This is a genomic window from Paenibacillus algorifonticola (assembly GCF_000971975.1).
Taxonomy (GTDB): domain Bacteria; phylum Bacillota; class Bacilli; order Paenibacillales; family Paenibacillaceae; genus Pristimantibacillus; species Pristimantibacillus algorifonticola.
Genome location: NZ_LAQO01000014.1, coordinates 107,697 through 125,963, shown reverse-complemented (window position 1 = coordinate 125,963; position 18,267 = coordinate 107,697). Strand labels below are relative to the sequence as shown.

The window sequence follows — 18,267 nt, the reverse complement described above, 5'->3', positions numbered from 1 at the left end:
GTAATTAATGAATACATTTTATTTAAAATTGTATACAATTATCACGGGGGATATTAAAATCGATTTCTAGTCTATACTTTTTTCCAGCAGTTCTATATAATGAAGATTTTAAATTATATGAGGTGGATCAGATGACGCAGGACAAGAAAAAGCCTTCTCTCGCCTATAGGCAGGCGTATGAAATTATGCGTGACATGATTTTGCGCGGCGAAATTGCCCAAGGCACCAAGGTCGTCGAGGAAAAGCTTGCCGCTTCACTAGGCGTCAGCCGAACGCCGATTCGCGACTCCATTCGCAAGCTGGAGCAGGAGGGACTGATCGTTGGCAAGAAGGTTGTGACGCCGACAGAAGCCGATTTGCGCAATCGTTTTCAGGTTCGCATGCTGCTTGAAGGGCATGCAGCCCGCAGTGCTGCAACGTTTCTTCCTGACCACGAGCTGGCAGCGCTGCGTGAATGCGTCGAGATCGGGCAGACGGGCGAGCTGGAAGAAATTATGAAGGCGAATGAAGCGTTTCATGATATTATTGTGAAAGCAAGCAACAATCCGGTCATGGTGCAAATTATTGACCAGATGCAGTCCATTATTTATCTTTTCCGCCGGACGGTCGTTTATATATGAAGCGATCGAAGCCAGGGATGGCGAGCTTGCCGAGCGGCTGATGAAGGAGCATTTGCAGGCAGATCTGGAGTTTTGCTTGCATCTGATGAGCTCGACCCGCATGATTTAGAAATACGGAGGAATGTGGAATGAACCATTCGTCAGATGAGCAGTGGCTGGACTGGGTAAAACGGATTCAAGCACTCGCGCAAAATGGGCTTACCTATTCGGAAAATGCTTTCGATATCGAGCGCTATGAGGAGCTTCGCGCCATTTCGGTTGATATGCTGGCTTTTGCCACCGGCATGAAACGGGAACAGCTGGCGTTAACTTTTGCCAGCGATAAGGGATATGCGACGCCGAAGGTCGGCATTCGCGGCGTTGTTTTCCAGGATGACCGAATTTTAATGATCAAAGAAAAGCAGGATCAGGCGTGGGCGCTGCCGGGAGGCTGGGCGGATGTTGGCATTTCTCCTTCTGAGGTTGCGGTGAAGGAAATTTGGGAAGAATCCGGTTTTAAGGTCAAGCCAAAGCGGCTGCTCGCAGTACTGGATAAAAAGAAGCATGAGCATCCACCGGATATTTATCATATTTACGACCTGTTTATTGCATGTGAAATTATTGGCGGAGAAGCGGCGGTTGGGCCGGAGACGAGCGATGTTGGCTTTTTCGCAGAGGATGCGCTTCCTCCACTATCGGTGCAGCGCAATACCGAGCGGCAGATCAAGATGATGTTCGAATTTTTGAAGCAGCCGGATAAGCCGGTTGTATTGGATTAATGCGAAAGAGGGACGGTCCGATTAGCTAAGCGGTGCTTGCTGATGGGATCGTCCCTGTTTTAATGGGAATGCCCTATCGATCATCATATGATGATTGATAGGGCATTCCTTTATTTTTTGATCCATAGCTTGGAGAAATCCAGCCAGCCGAAGGAATCGATAGCCAGCCCTTGAAGGGCTAGCGGCAGCTGCGTCTGGAACCGGGAATGGTATAGGTAAAGCAGCCAGTTATCCTGTCGCAGCCATTGCTCGGCTTCCTCTACAATTTGGGCCCGCTCGGCTGCGGAAGGGAGGCTGACGTAGCGGGCAAGTATGCTCCGCAGCCGTTCTCGCTGTTCTATAGTCAAAAAATGATGCAAATTGCTGTCTTCATTATAGAAAAGCCGAAGCAAACCTAGTTCTGTATCGTTTTCCAGCACCTCAGTTGCCAGCATCAAATGGGCGAATTGCGCAAGCTTTTGAGGCGAGACCTCTGCAATGACATAGGGATGGAGGTTCAGGTGAAGGCCGATGGCAGCTGCCCGCTGCTGCAGCCAAAGCATATCCTGCTGCTCAACAGGCCTGCCGTGGTAGTACAGCTCGATGACTTCGCCAGCATAGCCGCTTGCTCGGAGCAGCGCTTCTGCATCAGCCAGCGAGCCAGATTCATAAGAAGCGAGCTCACTGCTAGCGACCAGAAAGCTGTTTGCAGGTATGGCGCGATTGCCTCCCAGCTCAGCAATCAACAGCTCGCGGTCAAGCAGCAGCCGAAGCGCTTGGCGGAAGGTGGACTGATGCTGGATGCCTGGCATGCTGAAGTTGAAAATTAAATAGCGGCAGCCATCAAGCAAGGAATCCATCGCTCTATTATTTTCCCCAGCATGATCACCGGATGCGGCGTCCATATGCGGCAAGGTAAATTGCCGTTCCCTTGGCGCATCCGAAGGAATATGCCAAATTTCCACGAGGTCAAGCCAGGCCCGCTCGCGAAAATAGTGGTCGAAGGCTTCAAGCCGCAGCACCTGCGCAGCCTTTTCGACTAGCTTGAAGGCGCCTGTACCAAGCATCTTTTGCTCGGAGAATACGACATCATGCGGCAAAATCGACATGGCCGCACAGCTGAGAAAATGCAGCAGAAACGGGTTAGGCTGCCGCAGCCTGAAGATCAGGCAATAATCGCTGACTATCTCAATGTCCGCGATGTCCTCGTATTGCCAGCAGGAGGGAGAATGGACCTCCCGCAAACGCTCCAGCGTGAACCGCACATCCTCGGCTGTTAGGAGCAGCCCGTGGTGAAAGCCTACCCCTTTACGCAAATAAAAGGTCCATGCCGTGTAATCGTCATTGCTTTCCCAGGCATGGGCAAGCGAAGGCAGGAAGCGCTGCGTTGCCGAATCAAAGTCGATCAGGCGGCTGTAGATTTGCTCCAGTAGAAACACCTCGGTAACGGTAAAAGCAAAGGCTGGATCAAAGATGCCCAGCTTCCTCGTCACGGTCACCCGAAGCACATCAAGATTGGCGGCACCTGCCTGCTCCAGCTGGAAGCCCATGCGATTTTCCAGCATAGCGCGCAGCTTGTCGCGCAAGACAGGGGGCAGCTCGTGGCTGGAGATGAAAGCGATGGCCTCCTTCATTTTTCCCTTTGCAAGCAGCTCGTTAAAATGCTCCGTCAGCACATCCTCCAGCTCGCGGATAACCGTCAATTGCGAAATATGGCCGCGTCCCACCCCCGCGCTCCATGCTGCAAAGCCTTCCTCCACCAGCCTGCGCAGCACCAGCTTGACGTTGCGTGGCGTACAGTTCAGCACCTTGGTCAGCTCGCCGATCGTAATCGAAATTGTTGCCCCCTTATGTTGTTTGCCGGGCAGCGATAACAGCAGCTCAATATAATGCTTTTTATGCTTCATGTCATATCCGTCCTTTGCTCATGCTGGTCCAAGCGCCGTCCTATAAAAGGTGAAATTTTAATTTCAATCTTACTCTTTTTATTCTCGTTTTCCCAGCTAAAATTAAGTCTACACAGAGAAAGGGGAAACGATCATGTTTATGCAGCTGGACCGCAATATAAAAATTCGGATTTTGACAACCTTCTTGACGCGTTGCGTAGAGGCGATGATTTTGCCGTTTATGGCGATTTATTTTACCCAGCGGCTGGGGGCAGGAATTGCAGGCTTGCTGCTGCTCATTAATTTGCTTCTGCAAATTACAGCGAGCCTGTACGGCGGATATATGGCAGACCGCTATGGACGAAAAAAGGTGATGGCTTACGCACAAATCATCCGCTTTATATCGGTGCTTGTGATGACTCTTGCCAATTCGCCATTTCTCGATTCCACTTGGCTGACCTTTTCCATGATGCTGCTGCTTAGTCTTTGCAATGGCATGTTTAATCCAGCGGCTGAGGCCATGCTGATTGACGTCAGCACGAAGGAAAATCGCGCTTTTATTTATAGCATTAATTTCTGGGCGATCAATTTGTCGATCTCGATTGGCGCACCGATCGGCGGCTTTCTGTTCGCAACGCACCGGACCGAGCTTTTTATGATTATGGGACTGGCGAGTCTGGCGACGCTCATTCTAACGCTGTTTTTTATTCGGGAAACCCATTTTCCGGATGCGGAGAGCAGGCGGCAGTATAACGGCAAAGGGCCGATTCGCAATATGGCGCTTAATTACAAGCTGGTGGCGCAGGACAAGCTGTTTATTATCTACAGTGTCAGCGGGATGCTCATTCGCTCGCTGGAAATTCACTTGTACAACTACATTAGCGTCCGCCTGCAAAAAGAGTTCGAGCCCCAGCAGCTGCCCATGCTGGACAATTTCACCTTCGAGCTGACAGGCATCCGGCTTGTCAGTCTGCTGCAGGTCGAGAACACGCTCATTATCGTCTGCCTCGCGATCTGGGCAGCCAGCTTTGTCCGCCGTTTCCGGCCGGCACGGATTATGTATATTGGCGTTATTTTGTACACGCTTGGCTTTACGATCGTCGGCTTCAGCAACTCCGTGTGGCTGCTGCTCGTATCCATGCTGGGAGCGACGATTGGCGAGCTGATGTTTACGCCGATCAGACAAGCCTATCTCGCTGGCATTGTGAAGGATCAGGCTCGAAGCTCGTATTTGGCGGTGAACGGCCTGCTTGGGCAGTTCGCTGGCGCTTTCGGCGCTATTGGCATTAGCCTTGGTGCTGTGCTGCACTCCAGCTACATGGCGATGATCATTTTTGTAATGGGCATGACGGGGCTGCTGCTGACGCATTATGTATTTCAGCGGCTTGCGCCAGGGGAGTCGCGTCCGCAAGGTTCAGCACCGACGGCTGCGAAGGTTTAGAAGCGACTGGCTGTTGTAAGTGAAGAAGATAGAGGAGGTTGTACAGCATGAGTAAAAAACAATGGGCTGGCGCGATGCCAGCCGTACAGTTCAGAGTAGCAAGGCCGACGAACCAATTGGCTGAGGTGGCTGCTTTTTATGAACAGGGGCTGGGCCTAGAACGAATTGGTTCCTTCGAGGGGCATGACGGGTACGATGGCATGATGTTCGGCCTGCCGGGAGCGGACTACCATTTGGAGTTTACGCAGCATGTCTCGGGGGCGCCGCTCGCCCCACCGTCTGAGGATAATCTGCTGGTGTTCTACATTGAGGATCGCGAGCAACAGTTAATGATCGCAGAGCGTCTTCTGGAGCTGGGTTACCCCGAGGTGGAGCCGGAAAATCCTTATTGGAAGCAAAAAGGCATCACCATCGCCGATCCCGACGGCTATCGTATCGTGCTGCAAAATACGCTAGGAATAGGCTGATCGAGCATTGACTGTTTATCTATTTCTCTTTCACTCAAGAAATCATTTCATCTCTTATTTGCTTCATCGCACGGAACAGGTATATACGAATTAGCCCTTCACTTTTGTCGACGAGTTTGGCCGTTTCTTTTATATTGTAGCCATGTAAAAGGCGCAGTTCTAGAATTTGGCGGTGTTCTTTATTTTTCACTATTGAGACGATTTCCTCAACGTTTTGTTGAACCTCCAACTCTGATGTTTCGTAGTAAAATAAGATTTTTTCTACTTTTATCGACTTTTTTTTGGCCCTTCTGCGTTTGCGGAATGTATCTATGGCCAGGTTTTTGGCTGTTGTTCTCAAATAGCAGAAAAGCTTGTCTTCTGCAATATCGGATGAAACATTCATGAGTCGAATGAAGCAGTCCTGTGTCAAATCCTCGGCGTCCTCTGTGTTTTTCATTATTCCTGCTAGATATCTCGTTATCTGATACCTATATTTAATATATGTATCTTGAAATTTGGTATCACTCATCATAAAATATTCGAACCTCTTTTCAACCAGATTTAAAGGGAATTACTCTATATGTAAGAACAATTTAATCGAAAAATGTATCGATATAGGCAAAACTTGTATCAGATTTGTAACATTCTTCGCTCTACTCTATCCAGAATGCAAGTTTGCATACAAAATAGAATAAAAACCGAGGGAGAATCGTCGGCATATATGAGACAAAAAAGTATTTTGATGATTGAAGATGAGGAAGCGATCCGTGATATATTAGGTTACTCCTTGCGAAAGGAGGGTTTTGTTGTACAAGAGGCGGGAACAGGTTCAGCAGGACTAGAACAATTGGAGAAATATAGACCTGATCTTGTGCTACTCGACCTGATGCTGCCGGATATGAGCGGTTTTGACTTATGTCGAAAATTGTCTGTGAACCTCAGAATACCTGTTATTATGATTACAGCTAAATCGGATATGTTGGACAAAGTGCTAGGTATGGAGCTTGGCGCTGATGATTATATTACGAAGCCATTTGATATTAGGGAAGTTGTTGCCCGTATTCGGGCTATTTTTCGTAGAATCGAGTTAATTAGCGAAAGTCTGGAAAATCAGTCGTACCCAGTGATTCGATTGGGAACACGAATTGAGATCCATAAGGAAGAGAGAGAAGTTTGGAGAAATGGTATAAAAGTTAATTTGACAAATAAGGAATATGATTTGCTATTATTTTTGGTGATTCACCACCGAAGGGTGTTTACACGCTCAGAGCTGCTCGACAGGGTATGGGGGTTTGAGTTTGCAGGGGATACTCGCACAGTGGATATTCATGTCCAACGAATACGTAAGAAGCTGGACACAGACCAGGGGGCTTCTATTATTGAAACGGTTTTTGGTGTCGGCTATAAGTTGGATATGCAGGTGCGAGCATGAAATGGACGATTCAGTATAAGATGGTTGCTCTATTCTCTATTATTGTATTTATAGGTTTTTCAGCGATGCTCATTATATCCTACCGCATGACAGAGGAAAATATGTACCGAACGATTCACGAAGATATGGTTGATGTAAAGACAAAGCTGGATATTGCGGTCAACCAGTATTTTCTCATTAATCGCAAGAGGATGAGTTCAAACTCACTTGCGGTTGAGAAACAAGCGTTGGCAAAAGAGATTGGCTCGGTCGTTGACGGAAGCGTCGTTATATATAAACCGGATGGACAGTCGTTCGATTATACTGAGGAGAGCAGAGCGTCATCATTTAATGCTAGTCCGGAACTTGCAGCGGCTGCCAAGCACGAAATTGCATATGTGACTTATTTGGATAGAGAGCAGGCCATTGCGAGCTTGGCTTTCCCGCTAGAGTCGAACCATACAACAATTGGAATTTTGCGATATCAGAGGGATTACAGTGAATTGTACCAGCGTAATTTACGGTTTCAGAATACACTGGAAGGGTTTGCGGTTGTCCTTTTTATTTTTATTTTCGCAGCCTCCGTTATGATCTCCAGAAAAATAACGAGACCGATTCGAGAGCTAACACAGCTTTCAACCAAGGTTTCACAAGGCAATCTGAATGTGGACATTCAAATTCATGCAAAGGATGAGATTGGAGAACTTGCAGGCACCTTCACTGCCATGATTAACCGTATTAGAGAACAGATTGACGTGATTGAACGGGAGCGTGATGAAGTCACACAAATTCAAGCACGTAGCAAAACGTTTTTTGATAATGTTACTCATGAACTGAAAACACCATTGACGACGATACTCGGATACGCACAAATTTTGAAGGATAATGGATTTACGGACAAAGTTTTTTTTGATAAAGGGCTGGATTATGTCATAAAGGAAAGTCAGCGTCTAAACGGGATGGTGGTCGACATTCTTGATATGTCTGTAGCTTCGACGACCAATCAGACTTATCGGATGAAGCAGGTCGATTTGTCTGGACTTGTACAAGAGGCTTGTGAGGATATGAAAGTAAAAGCAAGTAAGTATAATATTGTCATCCACTACGAAGTGGAGGATAGGATGCTGCTGCATGGGGATCGCGAAAAACTAAAGCAGGCTTTTCTAAATGTAATGGATAACTCTATTAAATATGGGCATGTCAATTCCATCATTAGTGTAGAGGCCTACCGTCAGCATAATTTGAATATTGTAATCGTTAGAGATAAGGGAAATGGTGTGAAGGAGGAGCTTCTTCAACGTGTATTTGAGCCATTCTATCGTGGAAGTGGTATGGCAAAGGAGGAAAGAGGCAGTGCGGGACTCGGTTTGTCGATTGTAAAAAGCACGGTTGAATACCATGGCGGTACAATTGTAATGAGCAGCAGAATTAACGAAGGAACCGAAGTGACCATTAGCTTTCCTGGGGGAGAATATGAACAAGTCTAAAAATGTCGGCATGAGGAAAACAATGCCCAACATGCTAATCCTTAGCGCTATGCTTCTGTTCTTTGTCTGTTGTATCTATGGAGTAAGCGACTTATACATGCTGAGCAAAGGAAATTCCCGCACAATTTTGCTTTCTGACAAGCAATTTGCAGGCAAATTGACTGTGCCACCCGACAGTACGGTCAAGATCGAATCTATCATTCGACAAGTCTATGATTTTCCCATTTATTTATTTAAAGCGATTGATCATAATTCTGTTGTTATTATTAGTCCTGATCGTTCTTTTAGTGGAAACAAGCTATCAATGCTGTGGCTGGAAGAAAACAAGATCAAGGATATTGCAGGGAATGTAAGCTACGTTATTAATCTATTAAGAAAAGAAAAGGGACTTATTTACACCCAATATGGGCAAGATTGGGATGTTAAAAGTGCGTATTTATATGATTTATCCAATTCCAAGATAAGTCTTTACCCGTATAATGCAGTTGAATCGTTACTTTTTATTAGCGAGGATTCTTATATTGGTTTTGATGGTGAGAGCTTTAATCTTTTGCAAGATGGAGGCGAAAAGAAGCGTATGCTGTACAGCTATGAGGAGCTGAGTAACCTTGTTGCTGAAAAAAACGACTTGAAGCAAAGCGTTGATGTACAGATTTTACTAGAATCGCTTCAACTCAGCTATGAGCAAAAGGATGTTTATTTTCTTGTCCAAATGAATGAGAAAGCTGTTATCTACCGGTTTGACGTAAATAAGAAAAATGGCATTACTATAATGGCCTCAGGGCAGGGCATTGAGCAATTTAAGGTGCTTGGCAATGGGAATTTACTTCTATACGGCACCATTGAAGGGACTAAGGGTCTCTTTATGTATGACAAGAATACAGCAACTTACAAGCTGTTGAAGGAAGGAGTAATTTGGGGAATTGCGGTTGATGAGGAGCAGACGCGCGTCGCCTATTTTTCAGGGGAGGACAGCAAAAACAATGAAATTCACGTAGCGTATTTAGAGGGAAATAAGCTTCTTTACGACACGGTTATCTATCGCAACCTTGAAGGTCTGCCTACGCTGCAATGGAGCAAAAATGATTTATTCGTCAGCGGTCGTGTTATAAATAGAACGGAGTTTTTGCGCTTTACGCTAAATGCTTGGTAAGACAATATGAAAGTACTATAGCATCCCTGTTGAATGATGGAGTAATTCTCCTTGTTCGGCAGGGATTTTTTTGCAGGCTTGTTTGTTACATTTTAGATACAACTCGGGTTAGCTTGTATACATTTGTTCTTTATTATTAATCACAAGTCATAGTAACAGCAGGACGGACTAAGCGGCGTAAACCGACAGTTCGTCAAGTAAAGGTGGTTTTATATATGCTTCGGGTTGAAGACTTATCTCATTTCTTTCGCAAGGGGAAGGAAGTTGTTCCAATTTTGCATGATATCAATCTTGAGATCGGCCAAGGTGAAATGGTAGCGCTGCTTGGCATCTCTGGTTCAGGTAAATCAACCTTGCTCAATTTGATGGCGGGTTTTATGAAGCCAGAGAAAGGGAAAATCTACATTGGGGATCAGGATATTGTGAGAATGAATGAAAATCGACTGGCGGAATATCGCCGTAAGCATATTGGCTTTATTTTTCAATCCTATGAGCTGATTCCTAATCTTACGATTCGAGAAAACGTGGAGCTGCCGCTTGTCTTTCATACTTTATCGGAATCCCGGCGCAAGAAGAAATCATTATTGTTATTGGAGCAGGTTGATTTGGCAGATAAGGCAGAAATGTATCCGTCACAGCTATCAGGTGGACAGCAGCAGCGAGTAAGTATTGCACGCTCTCTTATTAGCGAGCCTTCTATTATTTTTGCGGATGAGCCTACTGGTAATTTGGATACGCAGACTGAAGAGGAAATACTGGCTATTTTACAGAGGCTGAACATGGAGATGAAAACCACATTTGTTATCGTGACACATGAGGCGGAAGTGGCTGGTGAAATGGGTCGAATCATTACATTGAAGAATGGCTCGCTCAACCATACATAAATATGATCATTGATAGGGAGAGGGTACCGCTTGAGAGCTGCAGATTTAGTGAAAATGTCATGGAGACAAATTGTTAGAAGAAGGGTTGTTACCTTTCTATGTATGATCGGTCTTTCTATTGGATGCGCTTCTATCATTATGGCGGTTAGTATTGGGCAATCCGCACAGCGGCAAAGTGAAGAACAAATGAATGCCGAGTTCAAGATGGATGAAATAACAGTTCTGCCCAACTCAAGCGGCGCCGGGGGAACGATGGAAATCGGACGAGGGGATATTACGAAGGAGAAGCTGGACGTTATCAGAAATCTTTCTCATGTCACTGCAGCACTCCCTATGCTTAAGCTTAATTATATGGACATGTCCATTTTGGATAGTAGAAATGTGAGTACTGAAGTCATTGGTACAGATCTCGGTTCACTTGCATCGTTTGGTTTCGAGTTTGCTGAAGGCGGGGCTTCTACTGCGCTTGGAGCAGCAATAGTAAGCTATGGAGCCACATTCGGACTGGCTGATCCAATCATTAGAAATGAAATATTCGAAGCTTTAAAAAACGATCCCAATAATGAACAAAACTACTTAAAGCTTAGCCAATTCGATCAAAAACAAACGGATTTATATCAGCAGCAAATTCATTTTAGCGAAAGTAATCTGCCAGATAAGGCGGCAGCTGCAAAAATAAGTACACCATTGCGGGTAAGTGGAGTGCTTGAGGTGAAAAGTGGTTCAAACGCAGAATATTCCCTTTACGAGAAAACCGTTTACGTTTCACTGGATACGGCCAGAATGCTTCAAGAGCAATTTGTTAAGGAAGGAGAGTCCTCTCCTCCTCTCAAGTTTGAATCTGTACTTATTAAAGTGGAGGATAAGAAATATGTTGCACAAGTGGAAGCACAAATTCAACAATTGTTTCTCACTACGCAAAGCAATCTGTTTCAGGAGGTTATGATTCAAGAGAAGTTTGCGCTCTATAAGAAGGCAGCGCTTAGCATTGGTCTATTTATTATGTTTTTGGCTTCCCTATCCATATTGGTTGCTATGACGATGTCAACGCACCAACGACGCAGGCAAATCGGAGTTATGAAAATATTAGGTGCGAACCTTTGGCAAATTCGTCAAATGTTTGTGACGGAGGCGGCACTGCTTGGATTGCTTGGAGGAGCAGTAGGACTCGTTATTTCTTATATCGTAGTCGGAGGGCTGAATAAAGTCATTGTTTCTGGAGCGATTGCCAATGTTTCTTTTAATGTTAACATACCCGTATTCGCTCTAGTGGTAGGCATTGTATTCACCGTACTAACGGGTGTATTGTCGGGCATTTATCCAGCAGTCAGCGCGTCCCGAACGAATGCGCTTGAGGTTATCAAAAATGGTTAAGGAACGAGCAAATAAAGGCGGGAAAACAAGATGAAATGGATAAAAGGGATTGTCGCAATGTGCTTGCTGATCGGAGCAGGCTACTACTTTTATATGCAATATAAGCCGGAGCCTCCTTTGCCGGTGGAGTCGCAGTCTATGATCAGCTTTACCGTTACGGAGGAAACGATAACGGAGGAGCTTCAGGTAAAAGGCAAGTCCGTATATGCGGAAGAAACGCAGGTTTATGCTCCAATTTCCGCTAAAATCGTTAGCAGAAACAAGAAGAACGGTCAGCAGCTCAAGAAAGGTGACATCATTATGGAGCTTGATACCGAGGCGATTCAAAAAGAAATCAAGCAGTTGGAGTCTGATATTAAGAAAGCGAGGCTTGATATTAAGCTGAAGCAGGTCACTCAGGCAGTGGAGGCTGAGACAGAAGAGATAGGTGTAACGGGAGAGGAGCGAAAAAAAGCATTTATTGCACGTGAGGGCAAGCGGCTGACAGACGAGATTAACGAGGAAGCGATCGTGCTAAAGGAGGACGAACTCAAGGAGAAAAGGAAACTTCTGGACAAAGCAGTGATTTTCTCCCCGTCTTCAGGCGTGTTTCTATACAATGAGCCGGATGATAAAACCAGCATGTTGGCCGAAGGTCAGCTAATTGGAAAGATCGTTAACCTGGATCAAGTTGATTTTGCCGCAAGTGTGTCGGAGAAAGACATCATCCAACTTAAACCAGGAATGCAGGTTAAGGTGCAAATGAGTGGCAGGAAGGATAAGGAGTTTTTAGGGAAAATCCAAAGTATATCGCAATTCCCAAAAACAAGTAGTAATGCAACAGACACTTCGCAGCTTTCACAGTTTGATGTCGTCATAGCTATGAAGGCGGATAAGCTTTTGATTGGTGGGCTTACGCTCGAAGGTAGAATTGAGACTTTTCGCAAAGAGAAGGCAGCGGTGGTGTCTGCTTTGGCGATTATGCGGGAAGGGGAACTGGTCTATGTAATGCGGGATCAAGGAAATGGACAGATCGAGCGTCAGGATATTGAGACGGGAATAGAATTTGGTGATCAGATTGAGGTGCTGAAGGGCTTAAAGCCTGGAGACGTAGTCGTTATGCCTTAATAGACCATTTATGACCCTTTATTGAAAATCATGTTGAGAAAATAGTGAATGACGGAGGTGTATGGCATTGCGTTATTTCTTAAGTTGTTTTGTTTTAGTGTTGATTTTTATACAAGCTGGAAGTTTGCCCAACATGGCTTATGCTCAAGCCCCATCAAAAACGATGTCAGATAAGGAAAAAGAGGTGCGCGCCGTCTGGATAAGCACCGTATATAACATTGATTGGCCCTCTAGGTCTGGTCTTACAGCTGCTGCGCAAAAGAAGGAATTTACCGACATGCTGGACAAGCTGCATGCAATGGGCATCAATACGGTCTTCGTTCAAGTCAGAGGGGCTTCTGATGCTATATATCCTTCAAAACTCGTTACTTGGTCCCGTTCACTTACTGGCAAGGAAGGGAAAAGCCCGGGTTATGATCCACTTAGCTTCATGATAGAAGAGACTCATCGTAGAGGAATGGAATTTCATGCCTGGTTTAATCCATTCCGAGCAAGCACTGGCGGGAGTATAAAAGAACTGCCGCAGAATCATCCCGCGAAACAACATCCCGAGTGGGTCGTCCCTCATGATAAAAAGCTGATTTTCAATCCAGGTATACCTGAGGCTAGACAGCATATCATTGATGCCATAATGGAAGTTGTAGAAAATTACGATATTGATGGCGTTCATCTGGATGATTATTTTTATCCGTATGGCGAAGACACATTTCAAGATGATCGAACTTTTGCTATATATAAAGGCTCCATGTCAAACAAGGCAGAGTGGAGACGAAATAATATCAATGCTTTTGTACAGGACCTTCATCAGGAAATAACAGCAGAGAAAAACGAAATCGATTTTGGGATTAGTCCGTTTGGAATATGGCGTAATTCGAGGGATGACTCGACTGGCTCTGACACTACGGGGAACAGCGCCTATGATAGTCAGTATGCAGACGCCAGGAGCTGGATCAGAAATGAATGGATTGATTACATAGCACCACAGCTGTACTGGAGCATTGGTTTCAAGCCTGCTGCTTATGAGAAGCTCGTTGACTGGTGGGCGAAGGAAACAAGAGGGACATCGGTAAAGCTGTATATTGGTCACGGAGCTTACAAGCTTGGAAGCAATACGACCGATTGGAAGTCAAGCGATGCTATTATTAGGCAGCTTCAACTCAATCGCAAGTATCCAGAGGTTAGAGGAAGCATTTTCTTTAGTGCGAAAACCTTATTGAATAATACTGCTGGAATTGGTAATCGATTAACACAATTTTATAATTAAGCTTCACGTTCTATAGAGATCATAATTACAAATAAGAAATGGAGGAAGTGCACTCAAATTGTTTATTCATCAAAAGTCGATGGAGGATAACAAAAGCATCCGGCCTAGAATGAGAAAAAAAGTAATTAAGAAAATAAATTATAAAAGACTTAGTTTAGCTTTACTGGTTCTTGCGCTAATTATAAATGGTTTGGTACATGCGATTTTGGGCTTTGCTAATTGGTTTGAAGGAATTGTAATGCCTATTCAAGATCCTGTAATTCAAGAAAATGTAAAACCTGAAAATCCTGCAAATCCCGAAAAATCTTACAAAACAGAAGTTACTCCGGTTGTTAAAGAGGAATCTGTTAGTGCGCAGGATAATGGGAAGGTAGCCTACTTAACGTTTGATGATGGTCCTAGCAAATACACGGCACCATTACTCGATATTTTGAAGCAGCATGAGGTGAAGGCAAGTTTTTTCTGGATTGGAAGCAACTTGGAACAGCATCAGGATGTGATGAAACGACTTTTAGAAGAGAAGCATTACGCTGGACTTCATAGCATGACGCATAATTACAAGAAGCTCTATGAAAGCGGCGGTTCCAAAAACTTTGTCGAGGAATTTCAAGCTGAACAGAAGCTGGTTGAAAATATGATTGGTGTTACTCCTTGGCTGATTCGTGCACCGTACGGAAGCAGTCCGCAAATGGGGGAGGCTTTCAGGGGTGATGTTGCGGCGGCTGGATTTAAAATGTGGGATTGGACAATAGATTCGCTTGATTGGAATTTACCTGGCCAGCCAGATAAAATTATAGAACAAATTAGCGGGAAGCTATCCAGACAAAAAGAAGTTATATTATTGCATGAACGTGAACAGACCATAGCAGCATTACCGGGCATTATAAAACTTCTTAAGGATAGTGGGTACAAAATTGAAGCATACGATCCTAATAAGCATTCGGTTGTTAACTTTAAAGATGATCAACGCTTGTAACAGTCAGCAATGGGGGCCATAGAGCAAACAAAATGTTAATGGAAGTTGAAAATATAGCATGAAGGCATTATAATATTATCGAATGATAGATTAAACTATCATTTGATAATATTTTTTTGTTTTACTCTTATTTTTTAATATTGATTAAGTACACCGTAGCTTAATGCGATTTTAATAATTAATCATGTTCAACACATAAAGAGAGGAATGATAGAAGATGAAAGACAAAATCTCTATTCCCCACCCCCCAACGTATGGTCCGCTAGGCAATTTGCCTTTGATTGACGTAGACTCGCCAACCTTATCCCTTGGAGCTTTGGCAGAAAAATACGGACCTATTTTCAAATTTACTGCACCGGGACTATCAAGTTTAATCGTCTCAGGCCATGAACTCGTTGCTGAGGTATGCGATGTGACCCGATTTGATAAATATGTATACAACGAGCTGCAGAACGTTCGCGCCTTCGGCGGTGACGGATTGTTTACAAGCTGGACGCATGAGCCGAACTGGAAAAAAGCGCACAACATACTGCTGCCCACGTTCAGCAAGCAGGCGATGAAGGGATATCACTCCATGATGATTGACATCGCCGATCAGTTAATGCTCAAGTGGGCACGGCTAAACCCGCAGGACACTATCGATGTAGCCGATGATATGACCCGGTTGACGCTGGATACGATTGGATTGTGCGGATTCAATTATCGCTTCAACAGCTTTTACCGGGAAGATCATGCCCCGTTTGTCCAAAGCATGGTTCGCGCATTGAACGAAGCGATGCTCAGAGGCTCGCGAATGAAAATTCAAAATATGCTAATGTTCAAAACAAAACGCCAGTTTGATGAGGATATTCAGACGATGTTCACGCTGGTGGATAAGATCATCACTGAACGTAAGGCAAGTGCCGAGCCGGGACAGACAGATTTACTGGCACGCATGCTGGAAGGCAAGGACCCGGAAACCGGAGAAATGCTGGACAACGAAAACATTCGTCATCAGATCATTACCTTTCTAATAGCCGGCCATGAAACAACGAGCGGTCTGTTATCCTTCGCGATATATTTTCTGCTGAAGCATCCGGAAGTGCTCGCGAAGGCTCAGGAAGAAGTAGACCGCGTGCTGACAAGTCCAACCCCGCAATATGAGGAGGTTCTTCAGCTTAACTATATCCGTCTGATATTAAATGAATCGTTGCGATTGTGGCCGACCGCTCCAGGATTCGACGTTTATGCAAGGGAGGATACGGTCATTGGCGGGAAGTATCCCATTCCAAAGGGACAGAGTCTCAGTGTGCTTCTGCCTCAACTGCATCGCGATCCGGCCGCCTGGGGAGAGGATGCCGCTCTTTTCCGGCCTGAGCGGTTCGAAGATCCGTCCAAGGTTCCCCATCATGCTTACAAGCCTTTTGGGAATGGTGAGCGTGCCTGCATCGGCATGCAGTTTGCCCTCTATGAAGCCACATTAGTATTGGGTATGGTACTGAAGCATTTTGACTTGATCGATTACGACAACTATACATTGGATGTTAAGCAGACTCTGACGCTGAAGCCTGGTGATTTCAAGATTCGGGTTAGACCTCACGAGCAGGTATCCATGAGTGGAACCGTAGGGATAATAGACGCACCGGAGACAAAACCTGCAGATTCTCTATCTAGTGTTGCGGATAAGGTTGGGCCAGCAATAGTTGGAACGCCGAGTGGCAATGGATCGCTGCTTGTATTATATGGCTCAAACCTGGGTACAGCGGAAAGCATTGCCCGGCAGATCACGAGTACGGCCCTTGGTTACGGAATCCATAGTGAAGTGGCACCACTCAATGAATGGAGTGGAAGATTGCAGGGCCAAGGCATCGTCATTATCGTTACTGCTTCATACAATGGCAAGGCTCCTTACAATGCGTCGGCATTTGTAGAATGGCTGAAAGGGGCCGGAACAGATGAGGGGCAAGCCGTTCGGTATGCGGTATTAGGCTGCGGAGACCGGGCCTGGTCGGGAACATACCAGAGCATCCCGCGCTTTATTGATGAGAGGCTGGTTGCCATAGGTGCCCAAAGACTTGTAACCCGGGGGGAAGTCGATGCAGGGGGCGATATGGAACAGCAGGTCAAGGAGTGGCTGGATGCGATGTGGCCAACGGTTACGGATGCGCTCGGTATACAAGTGAATCATAGCGAGACAGCCAATCCAAGTACGCTTCAGCTGCAATTTGTTGAGGGGCCGCCTCAAGTCCCATACGGAAAAACCTATCATGCTGCCTATGCGACTGTCCAAAATAACCGGGAACTGCAAGCCTCTGAAAGTGGACGCAGCACTCGCCATATCGAAATCCTCCTTCCCGAAGGTATCAGCTATCGCGAGGGTGACCACATCGGCGTGCTGCCTCTTAACCGGGATATAAATGTAGACCGCATTCTGGCACGGTTTGGCATGGATGGCAGTGAAATGATTTGCTTGAGCACCGACGGTTCACATCTGACCCATCTGCCCTTAGACCGATCCGTCAACGTACGTGAGCTGATCAGATCCTGTGTGGAGATTCAGGCACCGGTCACACGCTCTCAGCTGCAGGAATTGGCCGTTCATACCGTTTGTCCGCCCCATCGTCGTGAGCTGGAGTCTATGATGGAGACTGAACGCTACACCCAGTATATCCTTGGCCATAGAGTAACCATGCTGGAGCTGCTTGAACGATATGAAGCCTGCGAGCTTCCCTTTGTCAGGCTGCTGGAGTTGCTGCCTCCGCTTAAGCCGAGGTATTACTCCATATCCAGCTCTCCGCTGCTTCATCCGAGAGAGGTTAGTATTACGGTAGGCGTCGTCAGGGATCAGGCATGGAGCGGTAAAGGAGAGTATGCGGGGGTCGCCTCCTCTTATTTGGCTGATCGTGTACAAGGTGACCGTGTTCTGATGTTTGTGCAGACGCCGGAATCCGGATTTGGACTCCCGGAAGAGGCGGCTACTCCTGTCATCATGATCGGGCCAGGAACGGGAGTTGCTCCGTTCAGAGGATTTTTGCAGGCCAGATCCATCCTGAAACAGCGAGGGGTGACACTGGGAGAAGCTCATCTGTTCTATGGGTGCAGGAACGAGATGGATTTCCTGTATCGAGACGAGCTGATCCAGTTCGAGCAGGAGGGTGTTGTTAAGCTGCATACTGCTTTCTCACGCGTGCCTAATGAACCCAGAACCTATGTACAGGATTTAATGAAGCAGGTGTCTTCATCGCTGATGGATCTTATGGAACAACATGGCAAGATATATGTGTGTGGTGACGGCAGCCAAATGGCTCCTGCTGTGGAGGAGACATTAAAGGCAGCCTATCAGGAAAGGCATGGAGCAAGTCCAGAAGCAGGAGATCGCTGGCTCAAACAGTTAGAGGAAGAAAGCCGTTATGTAAAGGATGTATGGGCCGGCAACTCCAAACCGACTGTATCATAACATACGGCAGCATGATGTAAAAACAATTGAAAGCTAAAACCG

The 18,267-nt window shown here is 45.8% G+C and carries 14 protein-coding genes and 1 pseudogene; 13 read left to right on the top strand and 2 right to left on the bottom strand.

Annotation, left to right across the window (positions count from 1 at the left end; all coding sequences use genetic code 11):
* Nucleotides 1-131 precede the first annotated feature (131 nt).
* Together WH37_RS19095 and WH37_RS19090 are read left to right on the top strand one after the other, a co-directional pair.
* Nucleotides 132-729: pseudogene (locus WH37_RS19095) on the top strand (GntR family transcriptional regulator).
* 19 nt (nucleotides 730-748) lie between these two features.
* On the top strand, nucleotides 749-1,378 hold the full coding sequence (locus tag WH37_RS19090) for an NUDIX hydrolase (protein WP_046232213.1): 630 nt from the start codon (nucleotides 749-751) through the stop codon (nucleotides 1,376-1,378).
* A 110-nt stretch (nucleotides 1,379-1,488) separates the two neighbouring features.
* Here the strand turns inward: WH37_RS19090 and WH37_RS19085 are convergent, their stop codons facing one another.
* Entirely contained in the window at nucleotides 1,489-3,264 is a 1,776-nt protein-coding gene (locus tag WH37_RS19085; protein WP_046232212.1) for an ABC transporter substrate-binding protein, read from the bottom strand.
* Between the two features lie 133 nt (nucleotides 3,265-3,397).
* Between WH37_RS19085 and WH37_RS19080 the strand changes: the two genes are divergently transcribed.
* Both WH37_RS19080 and WH37_RS19075 read left to right on the top strand, forming a co-directional pair.
* Nucleotides 3,398-4,684 carry an MDR family MFS transporter gene (locus WH37_RS19080; RefSeq protein ID WP_052737071.1) on the top strand — a complete coding sequence of 429 codons (1,287 nt, stop codon included), beginning with the start codon at nucleotides 3,398-3,400 and terminating at the stop codon, nucleotides 4,682-4,684.
* Between the two features lie 47 nt (nucleotides 4,685-4,731).
* Complete coding sequence (locus WH37_RS19075; protein ID WP_231594283.1) at nucleotides 4,732-5,151, top strand: VOC family protein; 420 nt, start codon at nucleotides 4,732-4,734, stop codon at nucleotides 5,149-5,151.
* Between the two features lie 34 nt (nucleotides 5,152-5,185).
* Here the strand turns inward: WH37_RS19075 and WH37_RS19070 are convergent, their stop codons facing one another.
* Nucleotides 5,186-5,662 carry an RNA polymerase sigma factor gene (locus WH37_RS19070; protein WP_046232284.1) on the bottom strand — a complete coding sequence of 159 codons (477 nt, stop codon included), beginning with the start codon at nucleotides 5,660-5,662 and terminating at the stop codon, nucleotides 5,186-5,188.
* A 192-nt stretch (nucleotides 5,663-5,854) separates the two neighbouring features.
* Between WH37_RS19070 and WH37_RS19065 the strand changes: the two genes are divergently transcribed.
* The 9 genes from WH37_RS19065 to WH37_RS19025 all read left to right on the top strand — a co-directional run bounded on the left by WH37_RS19065 (nucleotide 5,855) and on the right by WH37_RS19025 (nucleotide 18,225).
* Entirely contained in the window at nucleotides 5,855-6,565 is a 711-nt protein-coding gene (locus WH37_RS19065; RefSeq protein ID WP_046232210.1) for a response regulator transcription factor, read from the top strand.
* The gene (locus WH37_RS19060; RefSeq protein WP_046232209.1) at nucleotides 6,562-8,031 is read left to right on the top strand and encodes a sensor histidine kinase; all 1,470 of its coding nucleotides are present in this window, start codon (nucleotides 6,562-6,564) and stop codon (nucleotides 8,029-8,031) included. The genes WH37_RS19065 and WH37_RS19060 overlap by 4 nt, the downstream gene beginning before the upstream one ends.
* A complete protein-coding gene (locus tag WH37_RS19055; protein WP_046232208.1) occupies nucleotides 8,018-9,184 on the top strand; it encodes a hypothetical protein in 1,167 nt (388 codons plus the stop codon). The genes WH37_RS19060 and WH37_RS19055 overlap by 14 nt, the downstream gene beginning before the upstream one ends.
* A 215-nt stretch (nucleotides 9,185-9,399) precedes the next feature.
* Nucleotides 9,400-10,068 carry an ABC transporter ATP-binding protein gene (locus WH37_RS19050; RefSeq protein ID WP_046232207.1) on the top strand — a complete coding sequence of 223 codons (669 nt, stop codon included), beginning with the start codon at nucleotides 9,400-9,402 and terminating at the stop codon, nucleotides 10,066-10,068.
* Between the two features lie 30 nt (nucleotides 10,069-10,098).
* Nucleotides 10,099-11,442, top strand: coding sequence for an ABC transporter permease (locus WH37_RS19045; protein ID WP_046232206.1), 1,344 nt, complete (start codon nucleotides 10,099-10,101; stop codon nucleotides 11,440-11,442).
* Between the two features lie 30 nt (nucleotides 11,443-11,472).
* Nucleotides 11,473-12,549, top strand: a complete 1,077-nt coding sequence (locus tag WH37_RS19040) for an efflux RND transporter periplasmic adaptor subunit (RefSeq protein WP_046232205.1) — start codon at nucleotides 11,473-11,475, stop codon at nucleotides 12,547-12,549.
* A gap of 61 nt (nucleotides 12,550-12,610) precedes the next feature.
* Complete coding sequence (locus WH37_RS19035; RefSeq protein WP_082110897.1) at nucleotides 12,611-13,813, top strand: glycoside hydrolase family 10-like protein; 1,203 nt, start codon at nucleotides 12,611-12,613, stop codon at nucleotides 13,811-13,813.
* Between the two features lie 58 nt (nucleotides 13,814-13,871).
* Entirely contained in the window at nucleotides 13,872-14,789 is a 918-nt protein-coding gene (locus tag WH37_RS19030) for a polysaccharide deacetylase family protein (RefSeq protein ID WP_231594281.1), read from the top strand.
* A gap of 217 nt (nucleotides 14,790-15,006) precedes the next feature.
* The gene (locus WH37_RS19025; protein ID WP_046232204.1) at nucleotides 15,007-18,225 is read left to right on the top strand and encodes a bifunctional cytochrome P450/NADPH--P450 reductase; all 3,219 of its coding nucleotides are present in this window, start codon (nucleotides 15,007-15,009) and stop codon (nucleotides 18,223-18,225) included.
* Nucleotides 18,226-18,267 lie beyond the last annotated feature (42 nt).

Excerpts from the sequence above, each read along its gene's own strand:
- WH37_RS19035 (WP_082110897.1), top strand. The coding sequence starts at position 12,611 with ATGGCATTGCGTTATTTCTTAAGTTGTTTTGTTTTAGTGTTGATTTTT.
- WH37_RS19040 (WP_046232205.1), top strand. The coding sequence starts at position 11,473 with ATGAAATGGATAAAAGGGATTGTCGCAATGTGCTTGCTGATCGGAGCA.
- WH37_RS19065 (WP_046232210.1), top strand. The coding sequence starts at position 5,855 with ATGAGACAAAAAAGTATTTTGATGATTGAAGATGAGGAAGCGATCCGT.
- WH37_RS19025 (WP_046232204.1), top strand. The coding sequence starts at position 15,007 with ATGAAAGACAAAATCTCTATTCCCCACCCCCCAACGTATGGTCCGCTA.
- WH37_RS19050 (WP_046232207.1), top strand. The coding sequence starts at position 9,400 with ATGCTTCGGGTTGAAGACTTATCTCATTTCTTTCGCAAGGGGAAGGAA.
- WH37_RS19055 (WP_046232208.1), top strand. The coding sequence starts at position 8,018 with ATGAACAAGTCTAAAAATGTCGGCATGAGGAAAACAATGCCCAACATG.
- WH37_RS19085 (WP_046232212.1), bottom strand. The coding sequence starts at position 3,264 with ATGAAGCATAAAAAGCATTATATTGAGCTGCTGTTATCGCTGCCCGGC.
- WH37_RS19075 (WP_231594283.1), top strand. The coding sequence starts at position 4,732 with ATGAGTAAAAAACAATGGGCTGGCGCGATGCCAGCCGTACAGTTCAGA.
- WH37_RS19070 (WP_046232284.1), bottom strand. The coding sequence starts at position 5,662 with ATGAGTGATACCAAATTTCAAGATACATATATTAAATATAGGTATCAG.
- WH37_RS19090 (WP_046232213.1), top strand. The coding sequence starts at position 749 with ATGAACCATTCGTCAGATGAGCAGTGGCTGGACTGGGTAAAACGGATT.
- WH37_RS19080 (WP_052737071.1), top strand. The coding sequence starts at position 3,398 with ATGTTTATGCAGCTGGACCGCAATATAAAAATTCGGATTTTGACAACC.
- WH37_RS19060 (WP_046232209.1), top strand. The coding sequence starts at position 6,562 with ATGAAATGGACGATTCAGTATAAGATGGTTGCTCTATTCTCTATTATT.